The following is a 23,316-nucleotide window of genomic DNA, read 5'->3' as shown; positions in this document are numbered from 1 at the left end:
TAATTGAAAAAGAAGGCTTAACGCCTTATCGACAATCATGAAAACGTTCATCCAAATCATCCCAACAAAAGCACTGGTGCTTACCCTTGGGCTGTTGTCGGCAGGATGGCAAACTACCATAGCCCAAACTACAGTACCAGATCAACAAACCGCACCTGCCGACGATAAAGCTATCGTTTCGGCCATTGCGCCCTATCGCGACGATGTGCGCCGGTCGATCTTATTAGCCAGCGTACAACCTGGTATACTCACAGCCCTAGCGCAACAGCGGGCCAATAGCGAACAGGCATTTAATAATGTGATTCAATCGTATGGTCAGAGTAAACAGGCCTGGTTTTATGACCTGTCTCGCTACCCAGACGTTCTGCACGCTCTGGCTACATTGCCTGCAGGATCGAACGAACAAACGGTGAATAACCTGACCAAAAATATGCCTGCCGATTTGCAGACATCAACCTGGAAATTGTATCGCCATCATAATGCCGATCTGGTTCAGGTCGACAACATTAATCAGCAGGCACAGCAGGCGTTCGATAACCTGATTAATCCGCTGGATGTCCCCACGCAAAGTGCGTTCCGTCAGTTGATTGATATGCCTGATGTGATGACTCAACTCACCGATCAGATCGATAAAACGACTCAATTAGGGCTAGCCTACATTGCCAATCCCGATCAGGTTACGAAAGATCTAACTGCGCTGCACGACAGCCTTCAGGTGCAAAATCAGCAGGAGTTGGCTGATTATCAGAATCAACTGAATAATGACCCTCAGGCTAAACAAGAATTACAGCAGGCCAGCCAGGCCTATGCACAGGCTAATGGGTACAACAGCGGAATCAATCCGAACCCTGCCTGGGTAAATAGCTCGTATTATTACCAGAATCCGTACTCTTATTTCTTTGGCTATCCTTACTGGTATGCATCACCAATGTGGTATCCATCGGCCTGGTGGTATGGAACCGGTTTCTATTACGGATTGGGCGGGAATATGGTGCTGTTTGGTTTGCCTTCGCTGGGCTTCTCCAACTGGTTTTTTGGAACGGGTCGTTATGTGTACCCACACCTGTACAACCGCTTCAATACGTACTACACCCGTACTATGGGCGAGCATCGTATCCTGACACCCGGTAACGCAGGCTTTATGTCGGCCGCTCGTCGGACATTTGGCCCAACCACTGGCATTGGGCGCGGTAACTGGCTAACTAATGCCGGTCAATACACTCGGTCATCAGGCACGGTAAATAATGGCGCTCGGGTAGCATCGCCTGGTCGTTACATGGGCACCAATGCCAATACCTATCACTCGCAATCCTGGGGTGGTGGCGGTATGCGATCCTTTGGCGGTGGTGGCTTTAGTGGCGGAGGCTTCCACGGCGGAGGTTTCCACGGTGGCGGTGGCCGTCGATAAATGAATTGGTCAGTACAACGATTACCTATCGTCAAAGCCCCGGATCAGTTGATTTGGGGCTTTACTTTTTCTTTCTGTCAGGATTTGCCGGATCAGGGATAAGCTTTCCATGATACGTTGCTGACGAAGTTTTTCTATTTTCGCCCAACGTTTATCACAAACTATGCATATACTCATCGTAGAAGATGAAGCGTCGATTGCTGGATTCCTTCGGAAAGGCTTAGAAGCGAATGGCTTTCATGTTCAGATCGCGTCCGACGGAATTATGGGACAAAAAATGGCCCTCGATTACCCTTATGACTTGATTATTGCCGATGTTAATCTCCCTCGGCAAAATGGGCAGGATATGGTGGCCGCGCTCCGAAAACAGGAAATGGAAACACCCATTCTGATGTTGAGTGCGTTGGGAGCAACCCATGATATCGTTACCGGTTTAGATGTTGGTGCAGATGACTATTTAGTGAAACCAGTTCAGTTCGATATTCTGATGGCCAGGGTGCGGGCTCTGACTCGACGGCAAACAGGTCATTTAAAGTCTGAAACGACGCTCGCTGTAGCTGATCTGGTCCTGAATCTGGATGAACGAACTGCCCGGCGTGGCAATCGCCCGATCAACTTGACGGCGAAAGAATTTCAATTGCTGGAATATCTGATGCGAAATCAGGGGCGGGTTATCTCCAGAGTTACAATTGCTGAACAGGTCTGGGATATGCAATACGCTATGAGTAGTAACTCGATTGAGGTATATGTTGGCTTGCTACGGAAGAAAATAGACCAGGACGGTGCTCCCAAACTTATTCATACGGTTATTGGCGAGGGCTATGTGTTAAGAGCGCCTTAGCTAGTTTATTTGCAATGCCGTGGTGTCGGTTACTAATAACCGACACCACTTATTATTATCGCTCCAATTTAAACCCTTCGTCGACCCGAACGCGCGTTGGCCGATTGGCTACATCCCAACCAGTTAGATAAATCCACTTGGCAATCCGCGTCACTTTGGCCGTGTTGATCCGGTCGGGTTCGTCTTTCGGAGTGTGGTAATCGGGGTGCAGCAAGGTTGTGAAGGCAATAGCCGGAATACCTGCACGAGCGTAGGGGAGGTGATCCGAACGGAAATACCAGCCTTCTGGATGGTCTGGCTTGTCCCAAAGCATATCCAACTTAAAATGCGCTTCCGACTCATTAACGGCCAAAGCCGCATTCACCAGATCGGTTGAATTTCGGTGTGGCGACTGTTGACCTAATATGGCAGCGCTGTCTGGGGCGTTGCGGCCAATCATCTCGGCGTTCAGCACTGCTACAATAGATTCTTTAGGCACAGTCGGATGTTCTACGTAATAACGAGAGCCTAACAAGCCCCGCTCTTCGGCACCATGAAAGACGATGAGTGCTGAGCGCTTGCCCGGTTTCTGTACGAAAGCTCGTCCGATAGCCATCGTAGCCACGCAGCCGCTGGCGTTATCGTCGGCCCCATTCCAGATCGAATCACCGGCTACAGCCCGCCGAACGCCGTCGTGATCCTGGTGTGTGCTAAACAGGACATACTCATCTTTCAGTTTTGGGTCGGTACCCGGCACTTTCGCGACGATGTTGACCGAAGGGTAATTGAAACTCTCGACGTTAACAACGTTGGTAAACTGCTGGTTCGGTTGTTTTACCCAGTCGAGCGCACTGGCCGGAAGCCAAACTGTTGGGGCTTGCGAAAATACGCGGGTATTAGCTCCCCCTGGCAAATCATACCGACCACGTTCGAGGCCCGTTGTCCATCGGTCGAAATAAAATTGAGCCTGCTCATTGGAGACCCAAACTACTGCCAACGCCCCCGCTTTGACTAACTCAGCTGCCCGACGATTCATCGTGCCAAATAAAAACCGGCGATAGCTGAGTTCAGCAGGACCTGTTCCTGAAAACTCCAGGGCCACAGCCTTTCCTTTTATGTCGACTTTCGCTAATTCTTCGGGTGTGCCTTTACCCACGAATACGAGCGGGGCATCGACCGATGCAATGGCTGGTGCCAGGATAAACGCATCCTGACCGTGAGTGAGCTGGTGACTTCCAATGGTCAAACGGCTCGTTTCGGTGATACGGGTACGCTGAATGTGAAAAAACTGGAAGAAGGTTCCGTCGTCGCCAGCAGGTTGCAAACCCATAGCCCGAAGCTGATCGGCGATCCAGGCCGAAGCCTTTAGTTCGTCGAGGGAGCCACCTTCGCGGCCCCGGAAATGATCACCCGCGAGGGCAAAAAGATCTCGTTTAATATCGCTCTCTTTAATTGCCGATAAACCATTTGTGGCTTTGGAAGCTGCAATTTTGGTTTGGCTAAAGCTTACAAAGGATAAGAGAAACGCTGGTAACATGAGAAAGGCGGTCAGCCAACGCCGTATTTTCTGTTTGTTGATGGAATTCATGGTTGTACAGATAAGAAGTTGTTTTGACAAATATACGCAGCGCTCCGTTCGACCTGCGCCTGGAAAATCTTATATTAGGCCAATAAACAACCTACCATGAAATCTACTCTCCTCTTTTTTACGCTGCTGGTCAGCCATTTTATTATACACCCCCTCTGGGCGCAATCAACGAAAAAACGCATTGACCCCGTTGCGCATTACGATGCCTACGTTCAGCAGGCGGTTCGGGACTGGCACGTGCCGGGACTAACCGTCACGGTTGTGAAAGATGGCAAAGTACTGTTGAAGAAAGGCTACGGTATTCGCGAATTAGGTCATTCGGAGTCAGTAGATACCCAGACCCTCTTTGCAATGGCCTCAACAACCAAGGCAATGACAGCCGCTTGTATTGGTATGCTCGTTGATGAAGGCAAACTTCAGTGGGATGATCTGGTCATTAACTACCTGCCCGATTTTCAATTCTATGACCCTGCCGTTACGCGCGAAATACGTGTGCGCGATTTGTTGATTCATAATACCGGCGTTGGCAATGCCGATGTGCTGTGGGCCGCTATGCAAATTCCCTCCGACGAAATCCTGCATCGGATGCGGCTCATCAAGCCAACCTATTCGCTACGGTCGAGCTTTATTTACCAGAACATTATGTATTTAGCGGCTGGTAAAGTCATTGAAAAAGTAAGCGGTAAGCCCTGGGATGTTTTCATTCGCACCCGCATTTTTGAGCCGCTGGGTATGCGCCGAACAAAAGCACTTTTCCGGGAAGTTGCCAGTGAAACCAATCGGGCAAAACCACATGTGGAAGTTCATGATACTGTTCGAGCTGTAAACAGTCCACTGGAAGAGGGGCTGGTCGATGCCGTTGGCCCAGCCGGTTCGATCTGGACATGCCCCGACGACGTGGCTACCTGGATGATCTGTATGCTCGACAGTAGTCGAATCAATGGCAAAGCCTTGCTAAAACCTGCCACCTGGGCTGAGTTATTTAAACCCCAGACGCTGGTTACGGATGCACAGTTTTATCCGACGCAGCAGCTAACCAAGCCCGTTTGGAAAACCTATGGATTAGGCTGGTTTCAGCACGATTACCGAGGGCATCGGGTGAATTTCCATACCGGAAGTCTGACAGGTATGGTCGCCATTCATGGGCAACTGCCCGACCAAAAACTGGCTGTCTATGTGCAGGGTAATCTTGATCATGCCGAGCTGCGTCATGCACTCATGTATCGCGCCTTCGATGAGTTCGGTTTAGGAGTATCAAATGACTGGAGCGCTGACTTTCTGAAGCTATATGGTGGCTTTAAGCAGCATGCGAAGGCTGCCGAACGAAAAGCCGACAGCACGCGTGTCCTGAATACAAAGCCTTCTTTACCCTTAGCAGCCTATGTAGGTTCGTATACGAACCCTCTCTATGGAAAAGTAGACCTGACGTTAAAAGATGGCAGACTCTACGCAACGATTAATAATCTACTAACGGGCTACCTAAACCACTGGCATTTCGATACGTTCCAACTTACTTATGATCAGTTCTGGAATGGGAAAGACCTTGTTAGTTTCAGCCTTGACCCCAAAGGGAAAGTTGCTAAACTAAGTGGTGCTGGCATGGAGCTAACCAAAGCACCAGAGCCTACAGAGAAAGGGGTAGGAAGCGGTAAATGAAGTGAGAGCGCTAAAACCTGAGCCGGTCTGCTATTGATTTTTACATAAATATCTCTACTTATAAAATCGTTACCCACTGATTTTCTTTTAGTTATCTCCTTGCTTCGCGCAATTTGAAAAAAGTTTTATGGGCGTTGAAACATTTTTCTTTAATTAAATGTATATACATCAAATACTGATACACGTAATTAGAAACACAACAACATGGAAGCACAACCCGCAACCGCAACAACTTGGGTTATTGACCCCCTTCATTCCGAAATTCAGTTCAAAGTAAAACATCTGGTTATTTCAACCGTAACGGGTTCGTTTGGTAAGTTCGAAGGCCAGGTTGAAACAGTTGGTGATGATTTTGCTGATGCAAAAATTTCATTCTCTGCTGATATTGACAGCATTAGCACAGGTCAGGAACAACGCGATGGGCACCTGAAGTCAGCTGAGTTTTTCGATGCTGAAAATTTCCCAAAACTGGCATTTACATCAACCAGCTTCACCAAAACCGGTGATGACACCTATAGCCTAACCGGCGATCTGACCATTCGTGGTATTACGAAGCCAGTGACGCTGAAGGTTGAGCATGGCGGCCAGATGCAGGATTTTTATGGCCAGACCAAAGCTGGTTTCGAGATCGTTGGTACAATTAAGCGCGCAGAGTTTGGCCTGACCTGGAATGGTGTAACCGAAGCGGGTGGCGTAGTAGTGAGCGACGATGTTAAACTCGTTTTGAACATCCAATTGACGAAACAAGCTTAAGACATAGCCTGAATTACATAGGCACAAATTGAATCCGATACGAATTGATTAACTGTCAGTTCGTATCGGATTTTTTTATGGCTTGCGTTCAGAAGCCGCCTGACAGAAAGTAGCCGATGGGTTCAATGAACAAAGTTTTCATTCAAAATGGGTTTCTGATGGCCAGTTCGTATTTTGGGGTATTAAACAACCTGCTATGCGATTTATACCTCTCCTCATTTTCTTCGTGACCTGCCTGGGTCATTTGTTTGCTCAATCGATAAAACCAGCAACCGGTCAGTTCGATATTCTGATCCGAAATGGATTAATTTATGATGGATCAGGTCAGCCACCTCAGCAAGGCGATGTAGGTATCCAGGGCGATCGGGTTGTTGCAATTGGGAAACTACCGAAGGCAAAAGCCACCACAATTATAGATGCTCAGGGAAAGGCAGTAGCGCCGGGATTTATTAATGTGCTGTCGCACACTGGGCTGGAATTCTTACGGGATGGCCATTCCATGAGCGATACCAAACAGGGGATAACAACGGAAGTGTTTGGTGAAGACTCCTGGGGACCAATTAGTACTGATGAGCAACGGCAACAGGTTAACGCCTATTTAAAACCGTACAAGCTGACTTGCGACTGGACAACACTGGCTGAGTTTTTGACTAAGCTCCAGAAGAAAGGAATTACCTCTAACATAGCTTCCTACCTTGGTGCTGCTCAGGTTCGCCAGGTGGTGCTGGGCGAGGCCGATGTAAAACCAACTCCCGCACAACTGGACCAAATGCGGGCGATTGTTCGCAAAGCGATGGAAGAAGGTGCCTTAGGGATAACAACGGCACTTATTTATCCACCCAACTCCTTTGCTGATACCGACGAGCTTGTGGCTCTGTGTCAGGAAGCTGGACGTTACGGGGGGCGCTATATTGCCCATATCCGAAGCGAAGGAGATCGACTTGAGGAAGGTGTTAATGAGTTGATTACCATTGGTAAGCGGGCCAATATTCCTGTAGAATTCTATCATTTTAAAGCATCGGGACAACGCAACTGGCCCAGAATGGAATCGACGATTACGTTAATTAATAACGCCCGAAAGCAGGGGCAGAATGTGACTGCCAACATGTACACCTATACGGCAGGGGCAACGGGTCTTACTTCCTGCCTGCCGCCCTATCTATTCAATGGCGGATTTATGGCGGGATGGAAGCGATTGCAAGACCCCGCTACCCGCCAGAAATTAAAGGCTGAAGTGCAGCAGAAAGGCAACGATTGGGAGAATATGTTTCAGTTAGCTGGTTCTACTGACAACATCCTGCTAACGGCCTTTGAGGTTGATTCACTGAAAAAATACAATGGGAAAACACTTGGCCAGATAGCCACAATCTGGCATAAAGACCCTATTGAAACGGTCATGGATTTAATCGTTGCCGATAAGAGTCGGGTAGAGACGACCTACTTCCTGATGTCGGAAGAAAACGTAAAAAAAGGCATCAGTCAGCCTTGGGTTTCCTTCGGTTCTGATGCCGCGTCTATTTCGCAGGATCGTAAGGACAATGGGATCGTTCACCCCCGAACGTTCGGTAATTTTGCCCGGTTACTTGGTAAATACGTGCGAGATGAGAAGGTTATGTCGCTGGAAGAAGCCATTCGACGGTTAACCAGTTTACCCGCAACCAATCATAAATTACCGAATCGGGGATTATTACGACCAGGTTATTTTGCCGATGTTGTTATTTTCGACCCAGCTACCATTGCCGATAAAGCCACTTTTGCCGATCCATTTCAATATGCTGTTGGTGTACAACATGTGGTAATCAACGGCAAGATCGTCCTGAAAGATGGCGAGCACACCAACGTTTTTCCAGGCCGGGCTATCTGGGGACCGGGGCGAAAGAAAGAAAAACTATAGCACATTAACGTTTTTTCGACAGGATTTACAGGATATTTTTAGTACTCTTTCAATTTAGATTCTAGAGATTCTTATGATTCTACTTGATGTTTTAGGTATTGATTATCAGCAGAATATCGTCAATGGGATCCGATAGAATCACCAGAATCTATTTTGGTAAAGCACTAGCTTTTTCAATCCTGTTTTATCCTGTAAATCCTGTCGAAAAAACTACCGAACCAGCATCAAACTGCCTCGAATCACGGGTTTCTGAGGGACAGTATACAGCGTAAACGCATACACACCAGTGGGTAGCGAGGTACCATTCAACGTTCCGTCGAAGGGATTGGTATAGCCCTTCCCAGATGAGTAAATTACTTCGCCCCAGCGGTTAAAGATGGTTACAATGGCCTCCGGAAAGGCCTCGATACCAAACAATTCCCAGGTGTCGTTGAGTCCATCGCCATTTGGACTGAAGGCGTCCGGCACAAACAGACGTTCGTATACTGTAATACGAATGGTGTCTTTGGCTTCACAACCTGTACTGTTTTTTACATCGATGGTATATGTTATATCATTCTGGATATCCATCACCAATGGATTTGCTTTACCCGCACTATCTAAAAATGTAGCGGAAGTCCATTGATACTGAATCGGATTCCCAGAATAAACGGGGTCCATCGTAAATGTATTGCCTTTATAAGTAGTCATAGAATTGGCCAGTTGAATCGTGGGAACGGGTGCCACGACTGCGATTCGCGTAGCCACTGTCCCAGCGCATTCAGGGGCGGCTTTAACAGTATAAGTTATTGGATGATTTCCAACCCCCGCCAACTTTGGACTAAACGTACTATCGGTTACACCAGCACCAGCAAATGTACCTCCCGGCGGGGAACCAATCAGTGAATACGCAGGTACGTTTGGGCCACAAACGCCTGGAATTGAATCAAATGTGACAACTACGGCCGCGAGTTGAGTGACAGAAACTGGCAATGATGTACCTTCGCAACCAAAGATATCGGTTGCTACGACCACATAACTTGCCGCCTGGCTGGCCGAGTAAGATGAACTAGTAGTGCCAACTTTAGTGCCGTTCATTTGCCAGTTGTAGCTAATGCCACCACTAGCATTTAGTTGTAAGGAATCACTTGGGCAAATGCGATTAAAGCCAGAAGCTGATGTAATCACTGCTGTAACGGCTGCCGAACGGGTAATTGCTGCGGTATCGGTATTTGCCTTACAGCCTAATGTTTTTTCCCTTAATACGGCCCAGTATTTTCCTGTCTGACTCGTTTGCAGGGAGTCGACCGATGGGATGCCTGAAAGTAACTGACTGTCACGGTACCATTGGTAGGTAACATTGGCGTTGCTGGTGGCATGGAGGCTTACACTTCCGGTTGTGGCACACAGATGGCCGGTTACTGATAGTTTGGCATCATTTCCAATGACTGTAATGGTCAGAACTTCTGAATTTCCCGTCTTACTACAGACTGCCTTCTGCGATACAACCAACGAGTATTCACCCGACTGACGTACCGTTAAGGTTGGGCTTGTTGCGCCTGCTATGTTAATGCCATCGAGACGCCATTGGTAGTTCCAGCTAGTATCCACCACCGCCTTAAGTACTGCCGAATCGCCCTGACAGATGGTTTTACTCATAATATTGGGAAGATTCAGAATTTGAACGGCAGGATCGGGGGTAGTTTGTGGAGGACAATCGACAACCAATAGCTGGAAATCGCGCCGTACTTCGCCAATCTTTATACCGTTTCGATATTCTTCAACCTTAACGGCAAAGACAAATAAGCCTAACTGAGTGGCCGTAACCGATAATTCGCCCGTTTGAGCGTCGACATTTAGGGTAGGATTTCCAGGAATGGCATTATTGGCTCCGTAACCTGAGGACCAACTTATATCAGGATAAGGTGCTGACGATACGGAGTTCTGGCCTGAACCCCGTTGACCTAGTGGGGTTATCATGGAATACCGCAATTCATCACCGTCGGGGTCAGTACCGCCAAAGGGAAATGTAAACGGAGTACCAATGCAAACATACTCACCATTAATAGCCCCAAAATGTGGGGATGAATTGGCGAAAGCTTGCCCATTTTGAACGAGAGCCGGAAATTCAAGGTAAAAGGTAAATCCTGTTTGGCCGGGGTTGTTGATGTTATTAATACCTGTATTTCGATTTCCAGTCTGATAGGATATATAGTATCCTTGTGTATCGTTATAAGTGCTTGGAGTAAGCTGAATTGTCGCTTCGTATATCCATACAACGAACTTCAAATTACGTTGAGCCGCACAAAATGTGTTCGAGTACGTAACGGGTGCTTTAGCCCCCGTTTGCTGAACAGAGAAAATCATCATCTGGGCATTATCACGAATCCGGTAAATCCCTAACCTTCCAGTGTTCGATTGACGGGCTATACCCTGCGTGCCGTCCTCCAGATAATTGGTGACTATAATTCGAAAATGCCCCGGCACATCACCAATGGCAGCCATTTCTATCTGACCGCCAACCTGGTGACTTGCCCACGCCGTGAGTGAGTAACCTAGCACAAAAAGATACGCCAACAACTGAAAAGTAAAAAGACGCATAAACAAGTCGTTCTATTTCTCCTGCTCATTCTCTCAATACGACTGCGTGGTGGGATGTACTTTCTTTACTTACAAGGGCTTGTTAACTGGTAGAGGATTAACAAGTTACCGAATAATTATGAAGTAAGTCAATAGGACCTCTAGATAAATAGGGCTCGTCCAATTTAGATTCTATCGATTCTCGGGGCCGCCCGCGCGGTTAATTCTATCATTTCTGATTATCAGTGCAATAGAATCGACCGCGCGGGCGGCCCGAGAATCGATAGAAACAGTTAGAGTCTATTTTTGTCAAAGCACTAGTAGACTCTGTCTAAAAAATTGGTATCTGTCCAGTAGTTGAGAATACGCTAGCGCTGTTCATTCTGTTGCAATGACCATTAAATCAATCTTGAGTATTTATACCAAGTGGGTTTGCCGAATGGCGTTCTTTAGGTTTGATGGAAAGTAACCTTTAGTATTTAGGTAAAATCTATCGAATCTAAAGAACGCCATTCGGTGACAACCTGATTTTATGGGTTCAGGAGTAACCAGGGCCGGGTATCTTCATCTCCGACGAAATAGCGGCTACTCAATGACTGATTCAGAGCGCCAGAAGCGCGTAAGATCATATCGGGCCCCAATTTTCCGAACTGATTGAGGTCGTTTAAAATGATCGCGACTCGGGCGTGTTGCGGTAAAACCATGCCCGAGTTTGCCTGTGGGAGCCAGTGATTAATAAACCAATGTAAATCCATTGGGTTAAACAACCGCAACTGCCTTAAGTCGATCAGCCATCGTTTTATCTGATGCCGTTTCGCTAATGCCAGGATTGCCAGAGAACCATCTCGAAAGTTTTCGCTGGTCGGTAAGCCTACCCAGGTTTGTTGCAACAGGTGTATACTACAATCCACTTCCACCATGAGATGCTCATTCTGGTAGGTTTTCATGCGAACTGAATCAACGTGAATTAAAGAGACTGGGTGGAGTTTTGGGTGTACTGATCGACATACACTCGCTTAAGTTCGGCTTCGGCAAAGCGGTAGGCGTACATAAACTTATCGTTCTCCTGCTGGATGATGCCCATATCTTCGAGTTGCACTACATTGTTCCAGATGCGTTGCAGGCTACCGTAAAAGTCGTCTTCAGACTGCGATAGTAAAACGTGCAGCGCAACTTGTTTGGTTGCTTGTGCCTGGTTGGTTGGGTTGGTGTTGGGTGTACGTTTCATTGGATGAGCGATTCAGGTTATCCGCTGTTTCACGGTTTAAAAGGTGACGTACAGCTATGGCATCGAATAGGGTGTTTGAGCGTTCGGGATTGACAGTTGCTTTTAATACTTTTTAACAGGTAGACAGGTTAGCGTTTCTTCGGCTTCAATTCACAGATAGTGCGTTTACCGATTTATAATGCCCTTTCTGAGCTTATAATGGCCTATTTGCTTCTATTTATCTATACGGCAAAAAGAGTCGTTTCGTGGCTCGACCGTTGCAACGTTTGATAAAGAATAGATCAATAAGAACCCAATTTTGCGACCGATGATTGAGATACCTGACATCTGATTCGAGGGGATGAGAAAGCATTCTAGCGTGGTTCAACCCTCACCCAAATACGTTCGTCAGGAATAAACCGACGTCCATCCGGTCGATTCAGCCCTTTGTCCGTTTTCAGTTTAGGGTTTGCGAATGCGGTTACACCTTTGTAGCATTAAAGCAACCTTTATGAAATCGTACAGTTTACTTATTGCTGCCACATTATTAGCATTCAGTCTGCTAACACCAGCCCAGGCTCAGTTTCCTGGAATGGGTGGCGCTGCTCAGCCAAAAGCCCTGCCCGGCACAGCAGGCGACCAAAGCCCCAAGGGAAGTGCCAAACTCATTGGTACCATCGTCGATTCGACACAGGCGAAAGCAGTTGAATTTGCCAGCATTGCTCTCTATAATAAAGCCACAGGAAAAGCGGTCGACGGAACAGTTGCCGATGATAAAGGCAAGTTTGCGCTGACGAAGCTGGTAGCTGGCGAATATAGAGCGCTAATCACATTTGTTGGTTTCAAGAATAAAACGATCGATAATCTGGTTCTGGCCAATGGTCAAAGTCTGGATTTGGGCGTCATTAAGCTTAGCTCAGCCGTAAAAACGCTGGAAGAAGTTACCGTAACCGGTCAGGCTGCTCTCATTGAGGAGAAAGTGGATCGCCTGGTTTATAACGCGGATAAAGATATTACAGCCAAAGGGGGAGATGCTACTGACATTTTGCGGAAAGTGCCTATGCTCACCGTCGATCTGGATGGTAACGTTTCACTGCGGGGTAGTTCAAACATCCGGGTTTTAATTAATAATAAACCCAGTACCATCGTCGCCAGCAGTGTTTCGGATGCGTTAAAGCAAATCCCTGCCGATCAGATTAAAACGGTTGAAGTTATTACCAGCCCATCGGCCAAATATGATGCTGAAGGCTCGGGAGGTATCATCAACATCATTACCAAAAAGAACAGTTTACAGGGCTTGAATCTGAACGTAGATTCAGGTGTTGGTAACAGGGGTTCTATGCTGTCGCTGAATGGTAGTTACCGCAAAGGCAAAGCTGGTTTTACGATTGGTGGTTTTGGTCGGGGTATCTATAACACCATCACCAAAACGAATCTCGATCAAACGAGTGAGGTTAACGGCGTTTCTACCCTGACTCGTCAAACCGGTAATGGAACCAGCCGGGGTTTGTTCGGGCAGTATAACTTAGGATTTGACTACGATCTGGCTAAAAACCAAAGCCTGACTGCGGGTGTCCGCTATGGTGTTCGGAATATGATTAGTCCGCAGGATCTGGTTACTCAGTTGTTTACTAACGGAACACCCAGTTCAACGTCGTACCGGAATGTAGATACCCGAAACCTGTCGGGAACGGTAGATGCTAATGTCGATTACTTACATACGTTCAAACCTCAGCAGGAGTGGAGTATTTCAACGCTCTACAGCCGGAATGATCTGACGAATAATTTCAATGCTGATCTGTTGAATGGTACGGGAGCACTCACAGGCCGTCAGAAGAATTTGAATGGTAACGTCAACCAGGAATTTACGGTACAGACCGATTACCAGACGCCAATCAAGAAAAACCAGCTGCTTGAGTTTGGGGCAAAAGGCATTTTGCGTCAGGTTAACAGTAACTATGAGTACTTAACCGCTGGTCCAACGGGAGAGTATACTACGGAGAAAAATGGCACGCAGGGAGCCTTGTTGTACCACCAGAACATTGCTGCTGGCTATACGTCCTACACATACACAACCAAACAGCGGTACACACTGAAAGGTGGCCTGCGTTATGAACACACCTTCATCGACGCAAGTACCGAAGAAAAAGGTACGCTTGGTATTGGTAATTATGGCGTGTTAGTACCTAGCGTGAATGCCTCGAAAACGTTTAAAGGAACAACCGTTAAGTTAGGTTATAACCGCCGGATTCAGCGCCCTGGACTTCAGCAGTTGAACCCCAACTTTAACACGGCCAACCCACAGAACATCACGATTGGTAACCCAACCCTTCGTCCCGAACTCACCAACAATTTTGAATTGGGTTTGAGCAAAACCATCAAGAAGACGTTTATCAATGCTACCTTCTTTGGCCGGGTAACGAACAATGCCATTACGCAGGTCAGACAACCCTCTGATACGCTGGCAGGAGCAATTGTTACCACCTATCAGAACATTGGTCGTCAGTATGCTTACGGAACCAACACGTTTGCCAACGTGGCTGTAACATCGAAAATCAACATTGGCTTGTTTGTGAATGCGTTTTATACCAGCCTTACTGGTCAGACAACCAATGCAGATGGAGTTGCTGAGGAACTGACGAACACTGGTTTCAACGTAAGTGGGGGAACGTTTGCCAACGCACAATTTGGCCACGGTTGGGGCGCTCAGGCCTTTGGCTTTATGCAGGGATCGCAGGTACAGTTGCAGGGCACACAAGGTGGTTTCGGGTTTTACACAATAGGTATCAAGAAAGATATCAATAACAAAAAAGGTAGTGTTGGTCTGGCGGCTGAAAACTTTCTTTCGAACCGGTTTAACATCCATACGGTCCTGAACTCAGCTCAATTCAATCAGGTAAACGATGTGTATCTCTACAACCGGGGTATCCGCCTGACGTTCACCTACAAAATTGGCAAGATGACCATGGATGCCCCCCGCAAGAAAGCGAAGTCGGTGAATAATGATGACGTGAAGAGTGAAGGTGGTCAGCCAGCAGGGGGAGGTACACCTGGTGGCGGAACACCCCGCTAGTTAGAAGTAATTTGATCCTGGAGAAATGAATACTAGGAATTTGTTTTTAAGTAATCATTTCTAATTTGCAGGCAAATGTTGAATAAATGATTCTAAGTTAATTTATTGAAGAGAAATCATAATCCCTATCACCTAATGAAAACGAACACATTTCTAGCTGCTACAGTAGCCGCGCTTGTATCAGTTGGTACGTATGCCCAGACAGTCGATGAGATTGTTGACAAACACGTTGCGGCCATGGGCGGTCTGGATAAACTGAAAGGAGTAACCACGCTGGTAACCGAACGGTCGCTATCCGTACAGGGAATGGAAATACCCAGCAAAACGACGATTCTGGTGGGTAAAGCCATGCGTTCCGAATCCTCGATCATGGGCAACTCGATGATTCAGGTTGTCGATAATGCAGGCGCAACGGGCTGGATGCTACGTCCGGCTATGATGCAGGGAACGGGTGAACCGGAAGATATGCCCGCCGATGTGATCAAGCAGAACAAAGGGCAAATTGACCCATTTGGACCACTGGTCAATTACAAAGACAAAGGCAACAAAGTTGAACTGGTTGGCAAAGAAAAAGTAGATGGTAAGGATAACTACCACCTGAAAGTGACATCGAAAGATGGAGTTGTGATGGATGAATACGTTGACGCGACTACCTACATGATTAGTAAAGTTAAGGCTACTATGAACGGGCAGGAAGGCGAAATCGGGTTCTCGGATTATAAAGCCGTTGATGGGATTCCGTTTGCAAACACCATGGAAATTGCAAATCCACAAATGGGCACCCTGACGATGGTTACCACCAAAGTCACGATTAACCCTAAGGTCGACGAAACCATCTTTAAAAAGCCGGCCAAATAACACTATTCTATCTTCACCTGTGCAGAAAGCCACTCCAAGTCGGAGTGGCTTTCTGTTTTGTGCAGGATCACAAAATTTAGAGACCGTTTCAGGATAATACCGACTATTTATGCTTTATAGGATAGCTGGTTCTTGATAGACCAGTTTACTTTTGCTTAAAATTCCTTGATCTAAATATGAATCGAAATCCCTGGTTGTTTCTGTTACTTTTCGTTTCTTCTCCACTTTTCGCACAAAAAAAACTTAAACTCTGGTACGATCAACCCGCAGCTATCTGGACCGAAGCGTTGCCTGTGGGCAATGGACGCATTGGTGGAATGATCTTCGGACGAGTGGATGAAGAGCTAATTCAACTTAATGAGAGTTCGCTTTGGTCGGGTGGGCCAGTAAATGGACCGGTCAACCCAGAATCGCCTACCTATCTACCCCAGGTTCGGCAAGCGTTGGCTGATGGAGATTATAAGAAAGCCACCGCTTTAGCCCAAAAAATGCAGGGTTTATATACGCAATCGTATATGCCTCTGGGTGATTTAGTACTAAAACAGGACTTTAAAGGGGCTAAGCCCTCGGCTTATTACCGCGACCTGGATATTCAGAAAGCTATTGCCACGACAAAGTTTGCAGTGAATGGCATCGAGTATAAACGAGAGATATTCACCTCTGCACCGGACCAGGTCATGGTTATTCGACTAACAGCTAACAAACCTGGCCAGATCAGTTTCGATGCTACCACCCAAAGTCAACTTCATGCCCAAAGCAGTGGCAACGGATTGAATGAATGGGTTATGAAAGGCAAAGCGCCTGCTCAGGTGGACCCTAATTATTACAACCCCAAAGATCGAGAGCATGTCGTTTATGAAGATGTAACGGGTTGTAAAGGGATGCGTTTTCAGCTTCGGCTTAAAGCACTCAACAAAGGAGGAACCGTGCAAACCAACACAGCTGGGATTCATATTCGTAACGCTTCTGAGGTTATACTTCTGGTGGCGGCTACCACGAGTTTCAATGGATATGATAAATGCCCCGACAAAGATGGAAAGGACGAAAACAAACTGGCCGAAGAAATTATTCGAAAAGCAACCCTAAAGAATTATTTAACACTGTTAAGTAATCACCTGAACGACTATCAGCCCTATTTTAATCGGTTCTCTCTGCAAATCACGGATACAACGGCGACAAACCCGAATGCTCAGTTACCTTCCGATAGGCGGTTAGAGGGCTACTCAAAGGGCGCTTACGACCCTGGTCTGGAGGTGTTGTATAATCAGTACGGCCGGTATTTGCTTATCTCCAGTTCGCGTGTTCCGGGCATACCAGCTAACCTACAGGGAATTTGGAACAAAGAGCTACGAGCGCCCTGGAGTTCCAATTACACGATCAATATTAATACCCAGATGAACTACTGGCCCGTTGAGGTAACTAACCTGTCGGAGCTACATCAGCCGCTGCTCAGTTTTATTGGCTCGCTGGCCAAAAATGGGGCAGCAATCGCTAAGGAGTTTTACAACATGCACGGTTGGGTTGCGCACCACAACACCGATATCTGGGCCATTGCTAACCCCGTTGGTGATAAAGGTCAGGGCGATCCTAAATGGGCAAACTGGAATCAGGGTGCAAGCTGGCTTTGTCAGCACCTTTGGGAACATTACCGGTTTACGGGCGACAAAACATTTTTGCAGGAACGTGCTTACCCGCTCATGAAAGGGGCCGCTCAGTTTTACTTAGACTGGCTTATAGAAGACAAAGATGGCTATCTGGTAGTATCGCCGTCGTTATCCCCCGAAAATGATTTTATCGATGAAAAAGGGCAACATGCGGCTGTGTCGGTGGCAACAACAATGGATATGTCGATCATGTGGGACTTATTCACCAACCTGATCGATGCATCTACAGTCCTGAATACCGACACTGAGTTTCGGAATCTCCTGATTGAGAAACGAAAGAAATTTTACCCACTGCACATCGGTCATAAAGGCAACCTTCAGGAGTGGAATAAAGATTACGAAGATGTAGATCCGCAACACCGGCATGTGTCGCACCTGTTTGGATTGCACCCTGGTCGTCAAATTTCGCCGATTTCAACCCCTGAATTTGCCGCTGCAGCTAAGAAAACTCTGGAAATACGGGGAGATGCAGGTACTGGCTGGAGCCGCGCCTGGAAAATTAATTTCTGGGCACGGCTGCTGGATGGCAATCATGCCTATCTACTGCTTCGGGAACTGTTGAGTTATACCAGCGAAACCGCTACGAATTATGGAAGTCGGGGAGGGGGTGGTACCTATCCGAACTTTTTCGATGCGCATCCGCCGTTTCAGATTGATGGTAATTTTGGGGGAACTGCGGGCATGGCCGAAATGCTAATCCAAAGCCATCTGGATGATATTCATTTATTAGCCGCCTTGCCCTCCGCCTGGAAGGAAGGGAGTGTGTCGGGCCTGAAAGCGCGGGGTGGGTTCGAGATTGGTATCCAATGGAAAAACCATCGGTTAACAACGGCTAACGTTCAAGCCTTAACCGGTGGGCTTTGTAAACTCAGAACTGCCCGTCCTGTAAAAGTAAAAGGTATCCAGACCGAATCGAAGCAAACGAATGTAGGGTATGTTACCTCATTTACGACGCAAAAAGGGGGTAAATATGAGGTAACAGGCTTATAACGTTTTTGTCATCCCGACGCAGGAGAGATCTTAGGGTTTCTTAATGCTCAATTAAGGACATTTATAAGATCCCTCCTGCGTCGGGAGGGATCTTATAAATGTCTAAGTTAAAGGGTAGTTTTGTCAAGATGCCAGAAGAAAAAAATTAGAAATGAATAAGGGGCCGATTTACTAAATCGGCCCCTTATTCATTTCTTAACCTTACAAGCTCAATTAATTCCCAGACGTGATAAACAACTGGACCTTCATTTGATCATTCGCTTTTAACTGATCGCCAATTGTTACCCGCTGGATCCGCTCGCGTAATGTTAGCGAAGCCTGAAGCTGAGTTTCTGTCGGAATCGATAACAACAAGGGTTGATTCGCGAGTTTACGCTTAATAATCTGCCCGATATAATACGTTAAATCAAACGAATAAGAGTCTTGAAGAGGCAAAGCATCTCTATCGGGACCATTTTGCACAAATGTCGTTTGTGGATTGTACTGAGCAATGGCCGATGAAGTGCCTCCTGCTCCACCTGGTACCGCAGTAGGCAAGATATCGTTCTGGGTGTTAGTGAAAAAGAGTGCTAGATAGCCCGGAGGGTTACTGTTATCTCTTGTTGTGGCTCGAACGGGGCTAATGACCAGCGTTGCCTTATTGATATCTGCATAGCCATCCGGTTTGGCAAACTGATCCAAATACGGAATTTCAAGGCGTGTATGGAGCAGAGCACTTGGTACAATGAACGTTGTATTGTTGGTTAAACGACTACTAACAGCATCGGACCGATTTTTTAATACACTCAATGGCGTGCCACTCAAATCATTCGTTATCTGCGTAAAATAACCCAATGACATGGGGAACAATAGATTCGATTGCGCTAAATCGACATCGGTAGCATGGTAATAGAGTCGTAAGCCGCTACTTGCCGTTGCAAAACCAGCAAATGCATTGGATGTTGAATTACAATTCAGGGCAAACCCAGGGAAGTATTCGGCTAGGGTTGTTGCATCAACGATATCGCCATTGACTAGTTTATTGAAGAACGTCTGCTCAACATCGGCAGGCAATCGAAACGAAATTTTCTTGGTCAGCGTCAGCGGCTGCGGTAAAACGGTTTTCTGTAGGTATGGTTTACTAGAATACGATACAGAATTTGTGTTGTAATACGCCTGATAAACGAGTGGTTTGTCTAATGTGTGTAGACTGATATTAAACGCAGAGGTTGTATCGCCATATACATATGCGTACGTCAGTTCCAGTACAAGCGAATCCAAGCGCTGATTGGTTTGGCCCTGGAAAGAATTACTGGCATAATTAATTGCGGCAAAAGCGCGGGCTGTCATCTTACCGGTTTGCGCGTCTGACCAACGCCCAACGACGATATTCGCATCACCCGAGGTTAGGAATGAATCCGGCCGCATCACCGTTGAGGTTTTGAGCGTCAGTGTATCAACAGACTGTACAAACAGTTCCTGAGGACTGATGACCGACTGTCCTACACGAAGATCGCCCGATTGGCAGGAAAATAGCACCATACCGGTCAGCAGTAGCAAACCGGCGTACCAGAGAGTACGCATAATCTAACTAATTCAGGGGATTTTTACGCCCAACTGGCGTAAGTCTTCTTTTGTCAGCGTAGGCATAGCCTCCGTCTGTTTCATTTTTTCAGCCACCCAATTACCCACTCGATGAGCTTCTTCCTGGGAGGTAAAGCCAACTATACCATATTGTCCTGGTATAGTTGGCTGATGAATAACCATCTTTTTGTTATTCAGTATATCATATCCCCAGCCACCTGTGGTCTTGAATACCTGTACCTGATAATGAGGCTGTCGAGGGTAAAATAGATAAACCGTGACAACAGCTAAACAAATCAGGCAAAAAATCAGGCCCAGCCGAACTAAGGATGGTCGAGACGTAGGCTGCGAATCGTTCGTCATTTTAACTTACCTTACCAACGTATCAATGCAAAGGGCCTGATCGTACTGGCAAGGTGTATGATTTAAGGAATGACTTGTACTACAGTCGGATCGAAATCCCACAGGTCATCAAAACGGCTTGTACCATTGGCACCCGTCGTAACGTAACCTTTATTATTAACCGCCCAAGCACAAGCATACGTCCGGCTAGATCCTTCAAATACACCTCTAGTCGTCCACAGATCGGTGCTTGGATCATATTCCCAAACGTCTTTCGTTGTCGCGTCACCACCTGTGATATACCCTTTACCATTAATCGCAAAACCAACGGCATAGCTACGGGCAATGCTGGTTTGGTCGGTAGTGAAGTTCAGTTTTTGGGTCCACAAATCCTGTGCTGGATCATACACATACCAGTCGAGCTGATTTGAGTTGTTGTTGTTGCCAGTACCAACATAAGCCATGTTGTTAATAACAAATGAAACAGCTCCTACGCGTTTCGAACCACCATAACTGGCCACTTTAGTCCAGGTATTGGTTGTTGGGGTATACGACCACATATCTTTCAGATAGTTGCCGTCGAAACCACAGGTTACATACCCTTTTGTGCCTATCGCAAAGGCGGTTGCTGTTTGACGGGCAGTGCCACCAAAATCAGCGACCTGTTTCCAGGTGTTCGCGGTTGGATCATATTCCCAGAAATCCTTTAAGCGAGTCGAATTAGCATCCAGACCTGTACCGATATAACCTTTCGTGCCAACCGAGAAGCCTACGCCAAGGTTACGGGCTACACCTGGAAAATCAGCCTTCTGTGTCCAGGCATTCCGACTTGCGTCATAAGCCCACATATCTTTCAGACGGTTGTTGCTAACATCGGTTCCAGTGCCCATATAAGCAATAGTACCGACTACGAAACTGGCAGCTCCAAAACGAGCAGGGCCTTCTAATTCAGATCTTGAGTTCCAGTCGCCCAAGGTGTCGACTGTTGAGGAATTGTTACAACCAATGAGGAGTCCGGCCCAGCCTATGCCGACCAGTGCTAGTGTCCAGTTGACGCGTTTGGTCTTCTTCGTAGCGTTAGAGAGGGTAGTCTCAGTTGATATTGCTTTCGACTGAGCGTTGTTCGCCGAAAGGAATCGAAATGGTAAATGAATCATGAAAAACGAGCGTGAACGAACGAATTAAAACGTAAAGTTATAGGAATTTGCGTTAAGAACGATGGTTTGATAGTCTTACCAGTACGAGTTGACAAATTGGTAGCCCGATTCAGGCGGAGTCATGTATCAAATAGGTCGCACAAAATTACGCCAAAGGGGTGTTACTTGCTAACGTGCTGGACTCATAAAAATTCTTAATTGTTAGGGTGATTTAAAGACACTTAACGAAAAACCGAAACGACTATGACACAAAGACTCGCTTTGCATCATAGTCGTTGGAATGTAGATTCCTTAAAAAAGGTTAAAATTTAAGGCTCTTCAATTCGCGAATCATAGAATGACCACCCGCCTTACGTTGAATAGACGACCCTAAGTTGATCAATGGATTACCACTGCTGGTTGCTTTGCGGGCACTGGCTACACTTCCCGAAATCTGACTGAGCGCAGTATTTAACAAGTCTTCATTGGTATCGCCCAGCGGCAGTAGATTAACCGGTTCGTCAACCTCTATACTGGGGGTAAATCCGGTTGCGTAATCAGACTGTCCCAGGCTGTTGTATGATTTGAAAACAATAGGCTGCATACCCCATTTAATTTTTCCAGAATCGTCGGTAATCGTAATGGAACCTACATTTTTCCCGTAAGTCGTTGTACCAATGGTGGTTACGGTCATGTATGGGCGCAAACCATTAATGATAAGTTCACTGGCTGAGGCCGTATGATCGGTGGTAAGTACAAAGACCCGCGAGAGGTTATCTCCGATATTCTGAGACTTATCCAGGAAATTCTGAATAAAGAAACTGGAGCCATATTCCTGCTGTAGGAGGGGCGTAATGCTGGTATTCCACTCTTCCCGGAAGTACAATTTGCTGGAGCTGACTCCTTTACCAATTAGACTAGCCAGGTTCGCCGAGGATGACGTATAGCCGCCTGGGTTATAGCGTAAATCCAGTACTAATTCAGTAACGCCCTGTGCTTTGAAGTTGTTAAAGACAGCATCGACTTGAGCATCATACTCATCGGCCTCGCTTCCGTTAGCACCCGGAACAAATTGATTATAAACTAGATAGCCTACTTTTTTGCTGCCAACCGTATAAATGGAATCCAGAAATACCGGATTCTCCTGGAAAGTTGTGGCAGTTACACTAATTGTTTTGTCTGTATCGACTAACGATGAGCCGCTTACGGAGGCAAATCCAAAGGTAAAGGTTGTTCCTGTGAACAATAGGTCTGAATAATTGCTGGTTGTCAATAACTGGCTGTTTACTTTCGAAATGATGTCACCCCGCTTAATACCAGCCAGTTGAGCTGGGGAACCTGGGAGAACATACAAAACCTGCGCAATAACGCCCGTAGAACCTGAGGAACGTAAGTACAAGTTGAACTCCATGCCAGTAGTAGTTGTCTGGCCACTTAATTCGGCAGTTAATGTGTTGGCATCATTTTCAATCCACGAGAACCGATCCCCGTTAGGGTTGGAAGTTGCATTGTAGGTATTCAGGATGGAGTTGAAGAAAACATCAGGAGCGAGAGTGGTATCGGGATTAGCTGGAATTTTATCGTTCCAGTAATAAACCTCCCGCATATTCGATAAAATCCAGGAATCAATTGTCTGGTTTTCAGAGGTTGTGGTCGATGCTTGCGGGGTGACATCGTCTGTTGTCTTCTTACAGGCCGATAGTGATAAGGCGAAACCTGCCATGAAAAGTATTGACCAAATCTGCCGATGAAGTAACTCTTTTGTTGTTCTACGCGTGTAATTCATATCGTTCTTATCTATAGAG

16 protein-coding genes are annotated in these 23,316 nt (G+C 46.7%); 8 read left to right on the top strand and 8 right to left on the bottom strand.

The window, feature by feature from the left end:
- The first annotated feature begins 37 nt into the window (after positions 1-37).
- Positions 38-1,408, top strand: a complete 1,371-nt coding sequence (locus ACYVGR_RS23355; protein WP_460961253.1) for a hypothetical protein — start codon at positions 38-40, stop codon at positions 1,406-1,408.
- Positions 1,409-1,571: 163 nt separating this feature from the next.
- On the top strand, positions 1,572-2,249 hold the full coding sequence (locus tag ACYVGR_RS23350; RefSeq protein WP_460961251.1) for a response regulator transcription factor: 678 nt from the start codon (positions 1,572-1,574) through the stop codon (positions 2,247-2,249).
- A gap of 55 nt (positions 2,250-2,304) precedes the next feature.
- Here the strand turns inward: ACYVGR_RS23350 and ACYVGR_RS23345 are convergent, their stop codons facing one another.
- Positions 2,305-3,816 carry a M28 family peptidase gene (locus ACYVGR_RS23345; protein ID WP_460961249.1) on the bottom strand — a complete coding sequence of 504 codons (1,512 nt, stop codon included), beginning with the start codon at positions 3,814-3,816 and terminating at the stop codon, positions 2,305-2,307.
- A gap of 96 nt (positions 3,817-3,912) precedes the next feature.
- On the opposite strand from ACYVGR_RS23345, the gene ACYVGR_RS23340 reads away from it, so the two are divergent.
- The 3 genes from ACYVGR_RS23340 (at position 3,913) to ACYVGR_RS23330 (ending at position 8,119) form a co-directional block, all read left to right on the top strand.
- Positions 3,913-5,472, top strand: a complete 1,560-nt coding sequence (locus tag ACYVGR_RS23340; protein WP_460961247.1) for a serine hydrolase — start codon at positions 3,913-3,915, stop codon at positions 5,470-5,472.
- Positions 5,473-5,676: 204 nt separating this feature from the next.
- Positions 5,677-6,225, top strand: coding sequence for a YceI family protein (locus ACYVGR_RS23335; RefSeq protein WP_460961245.1), 549 nt, complete (start codon positions 5,677-5,679; stop codon positions 6,223-6,225).
- Positions 6,226-6,421: 196 nt separating this feature from the next.
- Positions 6,422-8,119, top strand: coding sequence for an N-acyl-D-amino-acid deacylase family protein (locus ACYVGR_RS23330; RefSeq protein WP_460961243.1), 1,698 nt, complete (start codon positions 6,422-6,424; stop codon positions 8,117-8,119).
- Positions 8,120-8,329: 210 nt separating this feature from the next.
- Here ACYVGR_RS23330 and ACYVGR_RS23325 read toward each other — a convergent pair whose 3' ends face one another.
- From ACYVGR_RS23325 to ACYVGR_RS23315, 3 genes are all read right to left on the bottom strand, one after another.
- Positions 8,330-10,699: a gliding motility-associated C-terminal domain-containing protein gene (locus ACYVGR_RS23325; protein ID WP_460961241.1), complete on the bottom strand. Its 2,370-nt coding sequence runs from the start codon at positions 10,697-10,699 to the stop codon at positions 8,330-8,332.
- 509 nt (positions 10,700-11,208) lie between these two features.
- Positions 11,209-11,625, bottom strand: coding sequence for a hypothetical protein (locus ACYVGR_RS23320; RefSeq protein ID WP_460961239.1), 417 nt, complete (start codon positions 11,623-11,625; stop codon positions 11,209-11,211).
- A 20-nt stretch (positions 11,626-11,645) separates the two neighbouring features.
- The gene (locus tag ACYVGR_RS23315; protein ID WP_460961237.1) at positions 11,646-11,906 is read right to left on the bottom strand and encodes a hypothetical protein; all 261 of its coding nucleotides are present in this window, start codon (positions 11,904-11,906) and stop codon (positions 11,646-11,648) included.
- Positions 11,907-12,396: 490 nt separating this feature from the next.
- Here ACYVGR_RS23315 and ACYVGR_RS23310 point away from each other — a divergent pair, with 490 nt between their 5' ends.
- From ACYVGR_RS23310 to ACYVGR_RS23300, 3 genes are all read left to right on the top strand, one after another.
- A complete protein-coding gene (locus ACYVGR_RS23310) occupies positions 12,397-14,958 on the top strand; it encodes a TonB-dependent receptor (protein WP_460961235.1) in 2,562 nt (853 codons plus the stop codon).
- A 135-nt stretch (positions 14,959-15,093) separates the two neighbouring features.
- Positions 15,094-15,816: an outer membrane lipoprotein-sorting protein gene (locus ACYVGR_RS23305; RefSeq protein ID WP_460961233.1), complete on the top strand. Its 723-nt coding sequence runs from the start codon at positions 15,094-15,096 to the stop codon at positions 15,814-15,816.
- 176 nt (positions 15,817-15,992) lie between these two features.
- Entirely contained in the window at positions 15,993-18,470 is a 2,478-nt protein-coding gene (locus ACYVGR_RS23300; RefSeq protein ID WP_460961231.1) for a glycoside hydrolase family 95 protein, read from the top strand.
- A 213-nt stretch (positions 18,471-18,683) separates the two neighbouring features.
- Here ACYVGR_RS23300 and ACYVGR_RS23295 read toward each other — a convergent pair whose 3' ends face one another.
- The 4 genes from ACYVGR_RS23295 to ACYVGR_RS23280 all read right to left on the bottom strand — a co-directional run bounded on the left by ACYVGR_RS23295 (position 18,684) and on the right by ACYVGR_RS23280 (position 23,297).
- On the bottom strand, positions 18,684-20,033 hold the full coding sequence (locus ACYVGR_RS23295; RefSeq protein WP_460961229.1) for a DUF4270 family protein: 1,350 nt from the start codon (positions 20,031-20,033) through the stop codon (positions 18,684-18,686).
- 12 nt (positions 20,034-20,045) lie between these two features.
- Positions 20,046-20,396 carry a DUF4907 domain-containing protein gene (locus ACYVGR_RS23290; protein WP_460961227.1) on the bottom strand — a complete coding sequence of 117 codons (351 nt, stop codon included), beginning with the start codon at positions 20,394-20,396 and terminating at the stop codon, positions 20,046-20,048.
- A gap of 62 nt (positions 20,397-20,458) precedes the next feature.
- Positions 20,459-21,532 (bottom strand): Kelch repeat-containing protein, encoded by a 1,074-nt coding sequence (locus ACYVGR_RS23285; protein ID WP_460961225.1) that lies wholly within the window; start codon positions 21,530-21,532, stop codon positions 20,459-20,461.
- Positions 21,533-21,833: 301 nt separating this feature from the next.
- On the bottom strand, positions 21,834-23,297 hold the full coding sequence (locus ACYVGR_RS23280; RefSeq protein WP_460961223.1) for a S41 family peptidase: 1,464 nt from the start codon (positions 23,295-23,297) through the stop codon (positions 21,834-21,836).
- Between the last annotated feature and the right edge of the window lie 19 nt (positions 23,298-23,316).

Source organism: Spirosoma litoris (assembly GCF_054776755.1).
This window is presented reverse-complemented; position numbering and strand designations above follow the sequence as displayed.